Annotated in this window: 14 protein-coding genes; 11 read left to right on the top strand and 3 right to left on the bottom strand. The window is 40.0% G+C overall.

The genetic code is table 11. The features are described from left to right. The first annotated feature begins 506 nt into the window (after window positions 1–506). The 3 genes from licT (at window position 507) to JG30_RS07395 (ending at window position 4,828) form a co-directional block, all read left to right on the top strand. Entirely contained in the window at window positions 507–1,349 is an 843-nt protein-coding gene (gene licT, locus JG30_RS07405) for a BglG family transcription antiterminator LicT (protein ID WP_046317739.1), read from the top strand. An 87-nt stretch (window positions 1,350–1,436) separates the two neighbouring features. Next, on the top strand, window positions 1,437–3,356 hold the full coding sequence (locus JG30_RS07400; RefSeq protein WP_046317737.1) for a beta-glucoside-specific PTS transporter subunit IIABC: 1,920 nt from the start codon (window positions 1,437–1,439) through the stop codon (window positions 3,354–3,356). An 11-nt stretch (window positions 3,357–3,367) separates the two neighbouring features. Continuing rightward, window positions 3,368–4,828: a glycoside hydrolase family 1 protein gene (locus JG30_RS07395; RefSeq protein WP_046317735.1), complete on the top strand. Its 1,461-nt coding sequence runs from the start codon at window positions 3,368–3,370 to the stop codon at window positions 4,826–4,828. 209 nt (window positions 4,829–5,037) lie between these two features. On the opposite strand, the gene JG30_RS07390 is transcribed toward JG30_RS07395, so the two are convergent. Beyond that, window positions 5,038–8,934, bottom strand: coding sequence for a hypothetical protein (locus JG30_RS07390; RefSeq protein ID WP_046317733.1), 3,897 nt, complete (start codon window positions 8,932–8,934; stop codon window positions 5,038–5,040). Between the two features lie 254 nt (window positions 8,935–9,188). Beyond that, the gene (locus JG30_RS07385) at window positions 9,189–9,377 is read right to left on the bottom strand and encodes a helix-turn-helix domain-containing protein (protein WP_046317731.1); all 189 of its coding nucleotides are present in this window, start codon (window positions 9,375–9,377) and stop codon (window positions 9,189–9,191) included. Window positions 9,378–10,006: 629 nt separating this feature from the next. Here JG30_RS07385 and JG30_RS07380 point away from each other — a divergent pair. Then, the gene (locus JG30_RS07380; RefSeq protein ID WP_046317728.1) at window positions 10,007–10,222 is read left to right on the top strand and encodes a hypothetical protein; all 216 of its coding nucleotides are present in this window, start codon (window positions 10,007–10,009) and stop codon (window positions 10,220–10,222) included. Between the two features lie 194 nt (window positions 10,223–10,416). On the opposite strand, the gene JG30_RS07375 is transcribed toward JG30_RS07380, so the two are convergent. Next, window positions 10,417–11,184 (bottom strand): biotin--[acetyl-CoA-carboxylase] ligase, encoded by a 768-nt coding sequence (locus tag JG30_RS07375; protein WP_046317726.1) that lies wholly within the window; start codon window positions 11,182–11,184, stop codon window positions 10,417–10,419. A 305-nt stretch (window positions 11,185–11,489) separates the two neighbouring features. On the opposite strand from JG30_RS07375, the gene fabZ reads away from it, so the two are divergent. The 7 genes from fabZ (at window position 11,490) to fabG (ending at window position 16,340) form a co-directional block, all read left to right on the top strand. Beyond that, on the top strand, window positions 11,490–11,921 hold the full coding sequence (gene fabZ / locus JG30_RS07370; RefSeq protein WP_046317724.1) for a 3-hydroxyacyl-ACP dehydratase FabZ: 432 nt from the start codon (window positions 11,490–11,492) through the stop codon (window positions 11,919–11,921). A gap of 78 nt (window positions 11,922–11,999) precedes the next feature. Continuing rightward, window positions 12,000–12,464, top strand: coding sequence for a MarR family winged helix-turn-helix transcriptional regulator (locus JG30_RS07365; protein WP_046317722.1), 465 nt, complete (start codon window positions 12,000–12,002; stop codon window positions 12,462–12,464). Between the two features lie 4 nt (window positions 12,465–12,468). Further along, window positions 12,469–13,440 carry a beta-ketoacyl-ACP synthase III gene (locus tag JG30_RS07360; RefSeq protein WP_046317720.1) on the top strand — a complete coding sequence of 324 codons (972 nt, stop codon included), beginning with the start codon at window positions 12,469–12,471 and terminating at the stop codon, window positions 13,438–13,440. Between the two features lie 22 nt (window positions 13,441–13,462). After that, on the top strand, window positions 13,463–13,711 hold the full coding sequence (locus JG30_RS07355) for an acyl carrier protein (RefSeq protein WP_046317718.1): 249 nt from the start codon (window positions 13,463–13,465) through the stop codon (window positions 13,709–13,711). A gap of 6 nt (window positions 13,712–13,717) precedes the next feature. Continuing rightward, the gene (locus JG30_RS07350) at window positions 13,718–14,677 is read left to right on the top strand and encodes a nitronate monooxygenase (protein WP_046317716.1); all 960 of its coding nucleotides are present in this window, start codon (window positions 13,718–13,720) and stop codon (window positions 14,675–14,677) included. After that, a complete protein-coding gene (locus tag JG30_RS07345) occupies window positions 14,674–15,603 on the top strand; it encodes an ACP S-malonyltransferase (protein WP_046317713.1) in 930 nt (309 codons plus the stop codon). The genes JG30_RS07350 and JG30_RS07345 overlap by 4 nt, the downstream gene beginning before the upstream one ends. 2 nt (window positions 15,604–15,605) lie before the next feature. Further along, the gene (fabG, locus tag JG30_RS07340) at window positions 15,606–16,340 is read left to right on the top strand and encodes a 3-oxoacyl-[acyl-carrier-protein] reductase (protein ID WP_046317709.1); all 735 of its coding nucleotides are present in this window, start codon (window positions 15,606–15,608) and stop codon (window positions 16,338–16,340) included. Window positions 16,341–16,353: the final 13 nt, after the last annotated feature.

Genomic DNA, 16,353 nt, shown 5'->3' with positions numbered 1-16,353 from the left:
CATTATCGATAACGTCGAATACGCAATCTCTGATTACTGCAGAAATGTAATTCATCCCGTGCTCTACGATAGTTTGCAGCCACCACTATCTTTCTCAGGTAGGGAACACAGCACTACTAATTTTCTGAGAGATTCTTAATATTAAGCTTATGAACTATTAAAACGGTTTAAAGAGCTTTTGTCAACACCTAAAAACCAATTCTTCCCATAGAAATTATGGCATCTCATCGAAGGCTATATTTTTCGACAGTTGCCTTTTTGCCTACTTAAGAAACGATATACTGTTAGAGAGGAGAGAAGACGGAAGAGATTTGCAAAATATGATATCTGGGCGAATATTAGATTTCTTTAATCAAAAAATGATTTCTTACAATATTTTAAAGAAAATGGTTCATAAAAATTGACACCGTATTCACTTTGTGATTATAATATTAATTAGCTGCAGGTGGTGTTATCTTCGGAGCATGACAACTGCAGGTAGTAGAATGTAGTAGGCTCAAAAAAGAATGTTAATTACGAAAGTCTTAAATAATAATGCGTTACTTGCCCAAAAAGCCCCTGGGCAAGTAGTTTTAGTCTTGGGTTCCGGCGTTGCTTTTCAAAAACGTGCCGGTGAAGCGGTGGATGCTACCAAAGTCGAAAAAGTTTTGGCGTTACACGATTTAGATGCTTGGAATCGATTTACGGAGCTAGCCATTACGGTTCCGGCGGCAGAAATTACGGCGGCTGAAAAGACTATTAATTTTGCCAAGTTAAAGTTGGGGAAGAAATTAAATGAAATTATTTATGTTGATTTAACGGATCATTTGCACGCGGCGATCGAGCGGCATCGGACCGGAATTGACATCCATAATTCATTAAAATGGGATATTGCGCGTCTTTATCCTGATGAGTATGCAGTCGGCCAAAAGGCATTACAAATTGTTCAACGGGATTTACAGGTGACCCTCATTGAGGATGAAGCTGCCTTTATTGCATTACATTTTATTAATGCAGAAGTAGATAATAGTCAACATCAAAATTTGGCCAATCAGATTGTCAAAATTGTTAAAGAGATCGAACAAATTGTGAAAGACTATTATCATACAGAACTGGATGATTCTTCTTTGGGGTACTACCGGTTTATTACCCACTTAAAGTTTTTCGCACAGCGTTGTTTGTTAAAAGAACATTATGATGATGAAGACGAGGATTTGTTGAAATTGATTCAACAAAAATATCCGAAGGCTGCGAGTTGTGCCCAAAAAATTAAGCTGTATATGGTGAACAATTATAATTATCAAATTAATAATACGGAGATTGTATATTTAACAGTCCATATTCATCGATTAGTTAAAAATTTAAATTAGGGTGTTATCAACTTTGAGCATGACCTAAACAATTAGCTATGTAATTGTTTAGGTTTTTTTGTTGGAAAAGAGAGGAAGGATTAACAAATGGATTATCATAAATCAGCACAAGCCATCTATGATGCATTGGGTGGCAGTGCCAATATTAATTCACTCACGCACTGTATGACGCGCTTGCGCTTTAAGTTAAAAGATGAAACGCAAGTAGATGATGCTAGAGTCAAGGAGATAGCTGGTGTCATGGGGGTGAACCACCAAGCTGGTCAATATCAGATTATTATCGGCAATGATGTTTCTAACTACTATCAAGAGCTAGTTAAATTGGGAGTAGGCAATTCGATGACTGCTGATAGTGAAACCACGGACACTGCGCCTTCTGAGGAGCATGAAAGTTGGTTTAATCGTTTTGCCAACTTTATTTCAGCTTGTATGTCACCACTGATTCCGGCTTTAATCGGTGGTGGCATGATCAAAGTTTTGGTCATTTTATTGCCGTTATTAGGCTGGTTAAATCCTAAAGGATCCACGTATGCGTTTTTAACTATTTTTGGCGATGCACCTTTTTATTTCCTGCCTATTATGTTGGCGTATACCAGTGCTAAATATTTTAAAGTTTCACCGATGTTGGCGGTAACAGTAGCCGGGATTATGTTGCACCCTAATTTTGCCGCCATGGTCAAAGCCGGCAAAGCAGTCACCTTAATGGGTCTGCCGGTAACATTAGCTAATTATTCTTCTTCGGTCATTCCCATTTTATTAATGGTTTGGGTAATGAAGTATTTAGAGCAGATTGTGGATCGTTTCTGTCCTAATTCTATGAAAAGTATTTTAAAACCATTAATTATAATTTTTGTGGCAGGTACTTTAGCCCTGGTTCTGGTAGGTCCATTGGGAACCTTCGCTGGGAAATTGCTATCTGATATTATTTTATTTGTTCAAAGTAAAGCCAATTGGTTAGCCATGCCATTAATGGCGGCTTTTATGCCGTTAATTGTTATGACGGGGATGCACTGGGCATTTGCTCCGATCTTTTTAGCTGCATCAACAGCTCATCCAGATAGCCTCATTTTACCGGCTATGTTAGCTGCTAATATCGGTCAAGGAGCTGCAGCTTTGGCGGTTGCTTTCAAGACCAAAAATAAAAGTATCCGCCAAGTAGCTAGCGCTGCTAGTATCTCCGCTTTAGTAGCGGGGGTGACCGAACCGGCACTTTATGGGGTCACTTTAAAATACAAAAAGCCACTTTATGCTTCCATGATTGCTGGGGCTATCACGGGTTTATTCATGGGCTTGGTTAATTTAAAATCCTTTGCCTTTGCAGTGCCATCTTTAGTCTCACTACCGCAATTTGTCAGTTCTACTAATAGTCAAAATTTAGTCAATGCGGTTATTGTATTAGTGGCTTCTTTCATTATTACGTTTGTCCTGGCTTACATTTTCGGGATTGATGAGGCCCCGGCAGCAGCCCAAACTGCTGGTACAACTACGTCTTCAGCTTCAATGGACCAAACAGCTCCGGCTACTAGTACGGCACCGACGATTGTTCCGGGAACCACTAACATTTATGCTCCTATGGCAGGTCAATTAGTGGCGCTAGAACAAGTACCGGATGATACTTTTGCCAAAAAAGTATTAGGTGATGGTTGTGCGATTATTCCTAGTGAGGGGAACATTTACGCGCCTTTTGATGGCGAAGTCTTGACTATTTTCCCTACTAAACATGCTTTAGGTCTCAGAAGTGATACCGGAGTCGAATTATTGATTCATGTTGGTCTGGAAACTGTCAATTTAAAAGGGGAACCTTTTGAAGTTATGGTGCAAGATCATGCACGTATTAAGCGGGGACAATTATTGCTTAAAGCTGATTTAGAAGCTATTAAAGCGCATGGCTGTGAGATTATTACGCCGGTGGTGATTACCAATACAACAGAATTTGATGAAATAACGGCGGCAGAACCACAGGCCATTCAACCAGAGCAAGTAGCTATTTGTTGTGTTAAAAAATAGGAGGTTCTTTGATGATGAAAACAGTATTTCCTCAGAATTTTTTATGGGGCGGGGCTACCGCAGCGAATCAATTGGAAGGTGCTTATCTAACCGATGGTAAGGGGTTATCCGTACCAGATGTCTTACCCGAAGGCAAAGATCGCTTGGACATTGTTAATGCACCAGACTATGATTTTTCTTTAGACGAAGACAAGTACTTTTATCCTAATCATGTCGGAATTGATCACTATCATCATTTTAAAGAAGATATTGCGCTGTTTGCGGAGATGGGTTTTAAATGTTATCGCTTTTCGATTGCTTGGTCACGAATTTTTCCGCAAGGTGACGAAGACCAACCAAATGAAGCGGGTTTGAAATTTTATGATCAACTTATCGATGAATGTTTGAAATATCAGATTGAACCTGTAGTAACGATTTCCCATTATGAGCTACCGTTGAATTTAGTTAAAAAATATGGTGGCTGGAAAAATAAGCGGTTAATTGATTTTTATGAGAATTTTGCCCGAGTCGTTTTACAACGGTATTATCATAAAGTAAAATATTGGATGACCTTCAATGAAATTAACAGTGCCGCCCACTTTCCAGTGATGGGCCAAGGTTTGGTGAAGTCTAATGGTGCTGACGATCCGAAAAATATTTTCCAAGCTTGGCACAATCAATTTGTCGGTAGTGCCAAAGCTGTCAAAATTGCCCATGAATTAGATCCCAAACTACAAGTGGGTTGTATGATTCTGTATGCGACGACTTATAGCTATGATGCTAACCCAGAGAATCAATTAGCGGCTTTACAAGCTAATCAGGCTAATAATTATTTCTGTGCTGATGTGCAAGTTCGTGGGCATTATCCGGCCTACACGAAAAGTTTATTAGCAAAGCACCACGTGGCATTAAGTGATCTGCAATACACTGACGCAGAATTGGCTCTTTTAGCCCAATACACGGTAGACTATATTGGTTTTAGTTATTATATGTCTTCGACAGTCTCAGTAACCCAAACGGATTTACCACGCGTCCAGGGTAATTTAGTCGGTGGCGTAAAAAATCCGTTCTTGAAGTCGAGTGCTTGGGGATGGGAAGTTGATCCGACTGGTTTGAGAATTGCTTTAAATGAGCTCTATGATCGTTATGAAAAACCGTTATTTGTGGTGGAAAATGGCTTAGGGGCAATTGATCAAATTGATGAACAACATTATGTTGCGGATGATTATCGGATCGATTATTTACGCGATCATATTCAAGCCATCGCTGCCGCGTTAAGTGATGGCGTTTCGGTAATGGGTTATACCCCTTGGGGTTGTATTGATTTGGTCAGTGCTTCCACCGGTGAAATGTCCAAACGCTATGGTTTTATTTACGTGGATGTTGATAATCACGGTCAGGGAACCTTTAAACGTTACAAGAAAAAGTCTTTTGCTTGGTACAAACAAGTTATTGAATCTAATGGGCAAAATTTAGCAGCCATTGAAAAATAATCAAAAACAGTGAACGTTAAGTTCACTGTTTTTTACTTAATATCTTTGAATTATGATGAAAATAGTAATGATAACTACCAGCAAACAGAAGGGGTATAATCAGCAAAGTATCTGGCAGCTAGCGCTTTTTTGCATATAAAAGAATAGTCATAAAAAAGCTGTAAGTTAATCCCTAACTTACAGCTTTTTAGCTATCAGATGAAGAGCCGTTAATCAGGACCTTCGGTTAATACCCAATCAATAGTAGCTTGGTATTGGGTTTGGCTAATAGGTAGTTTTTGCAAATCGGCCGAACTTTTAGGAAAGTCTAGGAAAAAGCCGGCAGTTTGTTCAGCACTGCCATCAGCATAGCTATACCAGTTCTGTGACAAATTGAGACCGCTCGTCGGCACGTTACCATCGAACATATTGATTAAACTAGTGCCCGTCAGTGTTTGGTTCGACGAAGTTTTATAAATCAGGTAAAAGGGCGCTTGAATATTAGTCAGTGGATTGTTCGGCGTCAGACTACTAATGTTTGCAGCCAGATTAGCATGATGGGCTTGGTTGTCCGAGTTGGTAATTTGTAAAGCCCCGGTTAATTTAGCAATTGGTACTTGGGTCTTTTGTAAATTAACCATTACTTTGCCAAAATCCATTTTAGAAGGTACCGTTAAACTTAAAGTGCCCGGTTCAATAGTTGCTTGAAAGGTGTTGGAAGTGCCTAAAGTGTAATTGACATTACTATCATCACTGGACAAAAGCTTGGCGGGGCCTAAAGTAACCAGTTGATGGGGTTGTCCGGTTACTTTGACATAACTCGTGATAGTAAATGTCGTGTTCGCCGGAAATTGCGTAAGTCCTGGCCAAAATTCTTGGGCCTGATATTTATGTTGTGGGTCTGAATTTAGTTTGATGGCGGCATCAGGATGACCCGGGCAACTGGCTGTAATTTGGGCAAAATAGCGATCATTACTAAAGTCAACGGCATTCGCCAGAGCTCCTGGATCATATTGGACATAACTTAAAGGAGCTGAACCTTGAGGGACAAAAGAAGTCGTAGTTTTGTGCACCGCTTGAGTGACAGTATTAGTATTGGAAACCCCTGTCATACTAATGGTACCAGTATAAGCGGGCAAATTAGCAACGTGGTAATTATAGGTAACTGGTAAATCTGTATCCAGCCAAGGATATTTCCCATTAGCGTCGTTTTGGCCGCTAAATTTGAACTGATAATCACCTGTATTGGAGGTGAGTCCGGGAATGATCCAATTATAATTACCTTTTTTGCCGTTACTTTCCGAGATCGTCTGTTTATAAGCCGAACTATTAATCTTGGCGTTACTGCTATTATAGGCATTGCCGGTTAAATCAATTTTTGTTGCTGCAGTATCAGCGTCTTGATATTTGACAGGAACATTCAGCTTTTCACCTAATAAATAAGTGTGTGGATTTGTATTGGTGAGACCTAGTAATAAATTATCAATATCCGTGGTAATTGTCGGCGAATGTTGGAAATTGGAAACCACGCTGAGTAAAATCTTGTCACCAGAAGCTAATTTGATATTAGAACCGGTTTTTTCATTGTAATACTTAATGAAATCCGTCATATTTAACGAAAGGTTAGTATTGGTACTATCCCAAACCTGAGTTTGTGGATAGCTGGTACTAAAATCTGGGACATTCAAGTAATTGAGTAGCGGATTGGCTGCGGATGGATAATCACCCGGCAGCTGTAATTCACCTTCACCATCAATCTGATTAGGTAAAATCATTTCGGGTTTGGAAAAACTAGAATTACTAAAGGAACGAATTTGAAAAGCGGAAGCACCCGGTAATGAGGACCACCAGCGCGCAGTACCTGCAGTTTGGGTATTAGCTAAATCGATAGTACTGGTGGAAAGATTTTTTTTCAAAGCCAGTGTCAATAATGGCGGCAATGGTTGAAAAGTAGCCGCTCCTTGTGACGGATCATCCGCGTCGTTAATGAGATGTTTAATGATCGGTTGATCCGGATAAATAACCGGCGTTTGATTACTTTGTTGATAGTTATTAGTAAATTGGGTGTCAATATACGGACCACTTAAGCCGCTAAATTTTAAATAATTAAATTCTTTAGCGGTACTGCCCAGACTCATCGCCATCAGTTTAGAAGCTAAGTCACTTAAGCCGCTTTCAGTAGAACCGATGGGAATCGGAGATTGACCAAATAAATTACCGATGTCAATTGTTGATCCATTAAAAGGAATATTAATCTTTTGCAGCTTGACTGGGTTTAAAGTGACGGGAGTTTGATTATCAGGAGCAACTCCGGAAGCCTCTAATTTGGTATCGTAAGCTTTAACACTGCCGCCATTACCAGCAGTAACGATATTGGTATTAGGATTATTATTGCCTCGGGCATCTAAGGAAACATTCCCCGGATTATCCAGCAGGATATTAAGCGGACCGTTGGCCTTGATTAAACTTATCGGGCCGGTACTTGTGGTTTTATTATCATTAATAGAAACACTAAAGTCACCTTTTTTGGATATTTTGATATTGGACGTAGAATTAATGTTCACTAAACCATCACCGGATTGGTAATCGCCCAAATTTTGCCCGGCAATGCGAAAAGATCCGTGCGTCAAAGTCACATCACCATTCAAGTAGACTAAAGGGTGATAACTAACGGGATAATCAGTGGTATTATTATTGCCAATAGGGCCATTAGTGTCGATATTAATGGAAGCCGATTTATCCCGATATTTAATATATCCGCCGCTATTTAAATAGACGGCAGGCGAACAACTGCGCAGCCAGCGCGGTAAAGGAATTTTGATTTTTTTAGTAGGATCTTGCGGATCATTACCAATGGTTAAATCTGAGTTATTGTAACAGTGAATATTTAATTTGGCATTTTCATCCATCACAATCCCATTTTTATCAGTAATCAATACGCCAAAACCGGTATCCCCCACCGGCGAACCTTCTGCATGATAAGTATGCGGGTATAAATCCACGGTGGCATTTTTTTGGAATTCGACGCCAAGCCCGCCACCGGTTACTTGAATACAATTACCACCGGAGGTTTCACCATAGTAATGGCAATTCTCTGAAAAGACGACATCGCCGGTTTCAATATTTTGTTGGTCATTGATTTTACCGGGATTATAACGCTCACCACTTCCGGCTACTGGATAATTAGGACGATCGACTGCATTGATGTCATTGCCCCAACTTTCAGACCAATAAACTTTGTTTCCATATTGATAATAAGGCACACTATGGACATCACAATTACCTTTAAAAACTAACCGGGGGATGCCATAACCATGGGATAGTTGGGATCCAAAAAAGGAAATGTTGTCAAAGGTAATTCTCGTCCAGCTATTGTCACTGCCAGGAGCACCATTAGGATAGAGATCAATATTTGGGGAGTTACCAGTATTCGGACTAACTATGCCCCAAAAAGTGGAAGTGTAAATAGTTCCATTTTTGAAAGTCCAATCTTCTTTATAGGTATTTTGGGTATTGCCCGACAAAGCAAAGTCGTTAAAACCAGTATTTAGTGTATGCCCCTGTAAATCAATAGTTAAATGATCATGGGTCAAATAAATAAAGTGAAATGAAAGCCAAAATCTATCTTCAGTATTTTTGGTGTTGATTTTGAAGAAATCACTAATATTCTCATCGGGTAAACTGATATTTTGGGTAACTTTAATTTTATGAATTTTAGAAAAGGCATTGGGTTGTCTTCCTTGAAAATCATTAGAATCAAAATTACTACCAGTAAATTTAAACTTAGGAATATCCCAAAGCGCCTGTAATAAACCCTCACCATTGCTGACAGTGGCCGTTTCACCATCGTCTGAAAGCGTCAATCCCGTACCGATAGGGTAATTAACCCCGTCTCGGGGCCCGTCTCGAGGTTGAATGATAGGTTTGTCGATTTGCATAGTTTTGAGGATTTGTTGTTGTTGTTGAAAATTATCAACGAGCTGCTGGTTTACCAGCGCATCTGAGGATGGATGCGCTGTGGCGGCCGTTTTAGCCCCCTGGCTGATTTGGCAATTCCCGCCCAGCCAGATAATAATTATGAAAAGGCTATAAATTAAACGGATGCTCAAATTATTAAGGAATTTCAAAATTGCTTACTTCCTTTTTAATTTATTTTTTGTAAGAAACTTCTGAAAAATGGTCTTGCTTGATACACCATATTTTAGAATAGAACCTTTAGGCTTACAAATATTAAGCATCTTTCACAATTAAAATGATTATATAATAATTTCAATATCGTCTATTTTAAAAAATAAAAAAATCTATTGATAAAATATCAATAGATTTTTAAAATATAATGACTTATTTTTAAAAGTAGACGTTTTTTTGGGAGAACAGAATTTTATAAAAGGATGTCGAAAGGAATGTTGAGCGTTTCGTGCAATTTTTTGATTTCACTTTTTGTAAAATCACTTTTATTATTAATTTTACGATTAGTGGTTGATAATGAACGACCAATAATCTGAGCGACTTCTTGTTGCTTAATGTGGTGCCCCTTTAAATATCCCAATAATTCATTGGCTTCGGCCATAATACTTTTCCCCCTTGATTATATCTAATTAATAAGATTTATAAGGATAATATAGCATAATTCTTTTAAAATCAATATTTAGTTAGGAATATTGTTTAATTTTAATGAAAAAATTAGTATATCCGATATTATATGAAAAAAATCCAAAATTCACTGCACTAAAGAGGAAAGTTTTGCTGCTCCAATCCAGGCTGAAGGATTCATTCGGGGGATTGATGTTATTTCAAAAAAGCAGAAATTCAAAGAATTTCAGTACAAAAATAAACGGTTAATCTTTGATTATTATAAAAGTAATGAAAAGTAACGAGCAATAAAATTTAAAATAACTGGCGAAGGGGATTGACATTTACAGCTGCTGATGTTATTTTATCATCCGTGTTTTCAGAAAATGATTTGATCATGCTGTTTTTGAATCATTTGCAATAGTATGAGTGATTTTTATGTTTATTTTTTGCGGCAGTAATTTTGGTACGCCAGCTAGACGACCCCACCTTGGAAAAGGGCGGGGGATTTTGAAGTGTCTACGTTTGAGCGGAAGTCATTGGCTGTTGGCATGAAAAGTGCAGTTGAAGAATCATGCTATTGTACCAGTAACTACTAAAATCGATTATAAAGGAGTGTAACTTGCAATGAGGAAAATTTTTGGTTACAAAATAAAATATCAAGTACCCGTTGCATTAGCAAGCGCATGGATTTTGGCGGGCTTGGCATGGCTCTTTTTTGATCATATTTGGTTAGCAACTTTGTTTATTGTTACAGCACTTTTTATTTTATTTGCCGCTACCGCCCGCGGCTATCGCGGGTTGATAACGAGATGGCGGGGCAATAAGCGTGATCCCGAATAAAAGTGACTTCACCCTCAAACAGAAATTTTAATCCTTAGCCAAGGATCATTTTATTAAAGCTCCCTTTTGAACTCACTGGAGGTTGTAAACAGGTTTGCAATCACTTCAGTGAGTTTTTAGTTTCCACTTTGACCACAGGGTGCAACATGTTTTGTTCAGAGCTGATGGAAATTTGACTGGTGGACTTATGATTTTCAATAAGATGGCGGTTCAATGATGTCGCCTGCGGCAATAACATATTGCTGGTTAGCGGTTTGTAAAATTAAATTGCCGGCGTCATTAATGTCTTGTACCTGACCTTGTAAATGCCGAGTTCCCATTTGCACCTGCACCCATTGTCCAAGCGTCGATAAATACTGGCGGTAGTAAGTTAAACACTCGCCAGTTGTAAAATGCTCTAGGCAGATGCTTAAATTTTGTACTAATTGAAAGAGAAAATTAACGATGTCTTGGTTTGCCGGCGGTGCAGTTAATAAGTTGCCGGCTTGAGGCACTTGATTGGTGATGTGAGCTTGGTAAAGATTTAAACCAATACCAATGCTCACCCAAGGAGTACGACTCTGTTCGATTAAAATGCCGGCAATTTTGTGATGCTGCCATAATAAATCATTGACCCATTTGATTACAGTAGTGCGCTGCCAATATTGAGCGATGGTTTGATGTAAGGCACTAACAGCAGCGATAGTCAGTAAGCCGTGATTCGTAGAATTTAAAGTAGGGATCGTTTGAATCCAAGTCAAAAAGATGCCACCGCGATCGGAAATAAATGGCCGCTGTTGTTTGCCGTAGCCGGCAGTCTGTTGATTGCTCACGATGAGATAAGGACTTCTAAGTTGTTTTGCAATGAGATGTTGCGCCCGAATATTGGTGGAGTCAATAGACTGGTACCATTCTACGGGTACAGCTAATTTTTGCTGTAAAGCTTGTTGGTTTGACCAGTCGCGTAAAAAATTATTGGGCATGCGGTCATCTCCTGTAAAAAATCACTTTTAAATAGTTATTTTAGCATTATTTTATGAAGCTTAGAACAAAGATTTGGTTGTACAATCAATAGCACAAAAAAGCCCCCAAGGAGAGCTGTTTAAAAAAATAGTTTGAGCTTCAAAATATTTTTCAAAAGAACTATCTGCTATTATTGTAATAGAAAACCCCGAAATAACAATATTTTTCATATAAATAGTTGACAAGCAAACAGAAATGCCCTATTATACTGCCAACAAACATTTTGATGTTTGAAATAAATTGCAGAGGAGATGTTATTGCGAAGATGCAATTAAACTCTCAGGAAATTCGGCAATTGATTCCCAATCGTTACCCGATTTTCTTTATGGATGGAGTTCAAGATATTCAAACGGATGCATCAATTAGTGCAATTAAGAATGTAACGGTGAATGAATCTTTTATTAATGGATATTTACCCGGCCAATTTGTAATGCCTGCTACTTTAATTGTAGAGACACTGGCTCAGGCAGCTTCCATTTTTATTTTAAAATCACCAATGTTTCAACATAAAACTGCCTATCTTGGTGGAATCCCCCGCGCAGAATTTAAAAAAGTAGTCCATGCGGGAGATCAATTAACTTTAAATATAAATTTGAAAAAACAACGCCAAAATATTGGGATCGTGAGTTGCGTGGCTACTGTAGACTCTCAAGTAGCGGTCGAAGCGGAATTAATGTTTATTGTGGAAATGGTCTGATTCAGTTGACGCCCAGGCAAAGTGTTGCTACTATTTTGATGTTTAAAATATTTGATATTCAAAGTAGGTGGTAAACAGATGGATCAGGCAAAAGTGAAATACATCAATAAATTATTGACGACGGTATATACCGATATTACCCAAGTGGAAGAGCGTGAACTCAAAAAAAGTCAGTTTAAAGATATTTCAATTCATGAAATGCATGCTATTGATGCAATTACGATGTATGAACACAAAACCAGTTCGCAACTAGCTCAGGAATTAAAAATTACGCCGGGAACAGTAACTTCCATGGTGAATAATTTAGAACGCAAAGGCTATGTTGTGCGGTTGCGGAGTGCAGATGATCGTCGGTTTGTGCGTTTAGGACTAACACGCAAAGGCCGTTTAGTCTATCGTGCCCATGATTCATTTCATCGGCATATGATTTTAAGTTTTGTCCAAGGCTTTAATGATGAACAGATTAAGCTATTGGAAAAAGCCTTATTAAATTTACGAGCATTTTTAGAATTTCCAGCTTCTATTGATGATCAAAAGGAGTAGTTTGATGAGTCTGAGGATTGTGCAAACGGCTCATTATGTCCCGCCAAAAGTAGTCAGTAATACTGATTTGACCAAGTTAATGGCCACCTCTGACGAATGGATTAGAACGCGTACCTATATTGAAGAACGGCATGTTTCCACAGGTGAACAGTCTTCTGATTTAGGTTTACAAGTGGCCCGCCAATTACTACATCAAGCCCAGTGGTCGGCTGCTAGTTTAGATTTTATTATCGTAGCTACTATGTCCCCAGATGCTTTGTCACCTTCGACTGCAGCAATCATTCAAGGACAGTTACAGGCTTATCAAGCGTTAGCTTTTGACTTGAATGCGGCTTGTTCGGGTTTTATATATGCTTTGGTCCAGGCCAATCAATTATTACAAGGACCTTATCAACGTGGCATGGTCATCGGAGCAGAAACTTTGTCGAAATTGGTTAATTGGCAAGATCGCACTACCGCAGTTTTATTTGGCGATGGGGCCGGGGGCATTTTGGTAGAAGACCAAGCTTCAGCCAGCCAAATAGTAGCACAAGATTTACGGTCTTTTGGAACACAAGGCAAGGCTTTGACCGCAGGATATCAACCAGTCGTATCTGCTTTTTACCAAGAAAGCAGTGATCCAGCTCAAAAATATTTTTCAATGGATGGTCGAGCAGTTTATCGCTTTGCTACCCATGAGGTGCCGCAATCGATTGAACGGACATTACAGCAGACTTCTTGGTCAGCTGCCAATGTTAATTGGTGGCTGTTGCATCAAGCTAATGGCCGCATTATCCAAGCCATTGCAACGCATTTAGCACAGCCGAAAACCAAGTTTTTAATGAACGTACAACACTATGGGAATACTTCCGCGGCCAGTATACCGATTTTATTAGATGAAAGTATTCGTAGTCAAAAGATCCAACGCGGTCAAAAACTAATGCTCAGTGGTTTTGGCGGCGGGTTGACGGTCGGATCAATTGCTTTAATTTATTAATAACAAACATAGGAGAAAAATAATGACTAAATCAGAAGTTTTTGACAAAGTAAAAGAAATTATTGTAGATCAAACCGGCGAAGATGAGGCAAAAGTTACCTTAGAAGCCAATATTAAAGATGATTTAAATGCCGATAGTTTAGATATCTTTGAAGTGATCAATGAACTGGAAGACGAATTCGATATCAAAATCGAAACCGAAGATGGAATTCAAACCGTAGGCGATTTAGTCGCTTTTGTGGAGCAGCAACTGGCTGCGAAAGAGGGTTAAAAATTAATGCAATTAAGCCCATTTATGCAAAGTTTGGGGTTGCAATATCCTTTATTTCAAGGCGGCATGGCCTGGGTGGCCGATGGTAAATTAGCGGCCGCAGTCTCCAATGCCGGTGGTCTAGGGATTATTGGTGGTGGCAATGCGCCGGGTAGTGCAGTCGCAACAGAAATTCAAACCGCCATCAGTTTGACTGAGCGGCCTTTTGGGGTCAATGTCATGCTTTTATCACCACATGTTGATGAAGTAGTGGCGGAAATTTTAAAACAAAAAGACAATATTGCTGTGGTCACTACAGGTGCCGGCAATCCCGCACGATATTTGGAACAATTTCGCGCCGCTAATATAAAGGTCATCCCGGTTGTAGGTTCAGTGGCGTTAGCGCGAATGATGGCCCGCAGTGGCGTGGATGCCGTTATCGCTGAGGGTATGGAATCTGGAGGCCACATTGGCAAATTAACAACTATGGCCTTGGTACCGCAAGTGGTTGATGCTATCGACTTGCCGGTCATTGCAGCGGGTGGAATTGGTGATGGCCGCGGCATGGCAGCAGCTTTTATGTTGGGCGCCCAAGGGGTCCAAATGGGAACTCGTTTCCTAGTCGCAACGGAATCTAAGGTACACCCTACTTATAAAAAAGCAGTTTTAAAAGCCAAGGATATTGATACCATGGTCACTGGAGATTATGCGGGTCATCCTTCCCGAGTTATTAAAAACCCGATGGCTAAAAAATATGTACAAATTGAAAAAGCCGAAGCAGCCAAAACTCATCCAGATTTTGAGTCCTTAGATGAATTGGGCAACGGCAGTTTACGCCGGGCAGTGCAAACTGGTGATCCTCAGACAGGAGCGTATATGGCGGGAGAAATTGCCGGTATGGTGCAAGAAGAGCAAAGTGCCCAAACCATTGTACAAACCGTTTGTCAACAAGCAGATCGCTTATTAAATAGGAAATCAGAAGAATGATTGGCTTACTTTTTAGTGGACAGGGGGCCCAAAAAACCGGTTTAACCCACGATTTATATCTGCAAGAGCCCCGTTATCGGCAAATAATCGATCAAGCCAGTGCTGTGTTGAATTGGGATTTGCCCGCTTTAATGTTTGATGACCGTTACGCTGATAAACTGGCCCAAACCCAATATGCTCAACCGGTAATCCTGGCACAAAGTTATGGTCTGTTTCAGTTGATTCGAGATTATTTACCGGCTCCCAGCGAGGCGCTAGGTTTGAGCTTAGGGGAATATAGTGCTTTAGCTTGTGGCGATTATTTAGATTTTGCCACCATTTTAAAAGTCATCCAGCGGCGTGGCGAACTGATGCAACATGCTAGCGACCAAGTGCATAGCAAAATGGTGGCCCTCATGCATGCCTCACTAGCGCAAGTGCAGACAGCTTGTCAAAGAGCTCAAACCCACGGCGTGGTAGCAGTGGCTAATGTGAATACTCCCCAACAAATTGTGATTGGCGGAGAAATTGCCGCTGTAGATGCTGCCACTGCTTGGCTGCAACAACAAGATCGCCATATTCGCAAGGTTACCTTAGCTGTCAGCGGAGCTTTTCATACACCATTAATGCAGCCTATTCAAGCACAATTGCAGGACGTATTAGCTCCGTTGGTCTGGCAGAAGGGCAAGTTTCGAGTTTGGAGTACAACTACGCAACAAGTATTTACCCCTGAGAATCTGACAGCTACTTTAACCAGCCAGTTAGTGTCCCCGACAAATTTTGCGGCCACGCTGACTTCCTTAGTAGATCAGTTAACAGCAGTAATTGAAGTGGGACCGGGACGCACTTTACTCGGTTTTACCAAAAAAATACTGCCGACTTTACCGCGCTATCAAATTGATTCAATAGACAAGCTGGCTGCCACCCGATCAGCCTTAGGAGGTTAGGTATGGATTTACAAGGCAAAGTAGTTTTAGTAACTGGCAGTTCCCGTGGAATTGGTTTAGCCATTGCCCAAGCTTTCGCCCGCCAGGGTTGTCAATTAGTACTCAATTCACGGCATCCGATTGCTTCAGACGTCATTGCAACAGTGGCGCAAAACGGGGCCACTTGCCGAGATTTTCCGGCAGATGTGACTGATGAAGCAGCGGTCAAAGAATTAATTCAACAAATTGTTACCACCATGGGTCATTTAGACATTGTCGTGAATAATGCCGGTATTACCAAAGATGGTCTTTTAAATCGGATGTCTGAAGCAGATTTTCAAGTGGTTTTACAAACCAATTTAGTCGGGACTTTCAATGTCATTCGTCAAGCAGTGCGGCCAATGTATAAACAACGTGCAGGGTGTTTTATTAATCTAGCGAGCGTAGTGGGTTTGACCGGCAATATTGGTCAGGCTAATTATGCAGCTAGTAAAGCCGGGATTATTGGCTTGACCAAATCTGTGGCAAAAGAAGTTGCTTTGCGAAATTTACGTTGTAACGCGATTGCTCCGGGAATGATTGAAACTCAAATGACGCAAGCATTGAATGCAAAAAAGCAAGAAGAAATTGTCCATCAGGTGCCGTTAAAACGTTTTGGCCAGATCGATGAAATTGCCCAAACTGCAATCTTTTTGGCTCAAAATGACTATATTACTGGTCAAACCATTACGGTTGATGGCGGATTAACAATGCAATGATAAGGAGAAGAAA

This window comes from Bombilactobacillus mellifer (assembly GCF_000970795.1).
GTDB lineage: Bacteria > Bacillota > Bacilli > Lactobacillales > Lactobacillaceae > Bombilactobacillus > Bombilactobacillus mellifer.
The sequence above is the reverse complement of the archived record's forward strand: the minus strand, read 5'-3'. Positions and strand labels throughout refer to the sequence as shown.

Bases quoted from the DNA above. Each gene is read 5' to 3' on its own strand.
- JG30_RS07350 (WP_046317716.1), top strand. From the start codon at position 13,718: ATGCAATTAAGCCCATTTATGCAAAGTTTGGGGTTGCAATATCCTTTA.
- fabG (WP_046317709.1), top strand. From the start codon at position 15,606: ATGGATTTACAAGGCAAAGTAGTTTTAGTAACTGGCAGTTCCCGTGGA.
- JG30_RS07375 (WP_046317726.1), bottom strand. From the start codon at position 11,184: ATGCCCAATAATTTTTTACGCGACTGGTCAAACCAACAAGCTTTACAG.
- JG30_RS07395 (WP_046317735.1), top strand. From the start codon at position 3,368: ATGATGAAAACAGTATTTCCTCAGAATTTTTTATGGGGCGGGGCTACC.
- JG30_RS07400 (WP_046317737.1), top strand. From the start codon at position 1,437: ATGGATTATCATAAATCAGCACAAGCCATCTATGATGCATTGGGTGGC.
- JG30_RS07380 (WP_046317728.1), top strand. From the start codon at position 10,007: ATGAGGAAAATTTTTGGTTACAAAATAAAATATCAAGTACCCGTTGCA.
- JG30_RS07355 (WP_046317718.1), top strand. From the start codon at position 13,463: ATGACTAAATCAGAAGTTTTTGACAAAGTAAAAGAAATTATTGTAGAT.
- JG30_RS07385 (WP_046317731.1), bottom strand. From the start codon at position 9,377: ATGGCCGAAGCCAATGAATTATTGGGATATTTAAAGGGGCACCACATT.
- JG30_RS07365 (WP_046317722.1), top strand. From the start codon at position 12,000: ATGGATCAGGCAAAAGTGAAATACATCAATAAATTATTGACGACGGTA.
- JG30_RS07345 (WP_046317713.1), top strand. From the start codon at position 14,674: ATGATTGGCTTACTTTTTAGTGGACAGGGGGCCCAAAAAACCGGTTTA.
- licT (WP_046317739.1), top strand. From the start codon at position 507: ATGTTAATTACGAAAGTCTTAAATAATAATGCGTTACTTGCCCAAAAA.
- fabZ (WP_046317724.1), top strand. From the start codon at position 11,490: ATGCAATTAAACTCTCAGGAAATTCGGCAATTGATTCCCAATCGTTAC.
- JG30_RS07360 (WP_046317720.1), top strand. From the start codon at position 12,469: ATGAGTCTGAGGATTGTGCAAACGGCTCATTATGTCCCGCCAAAAGTA.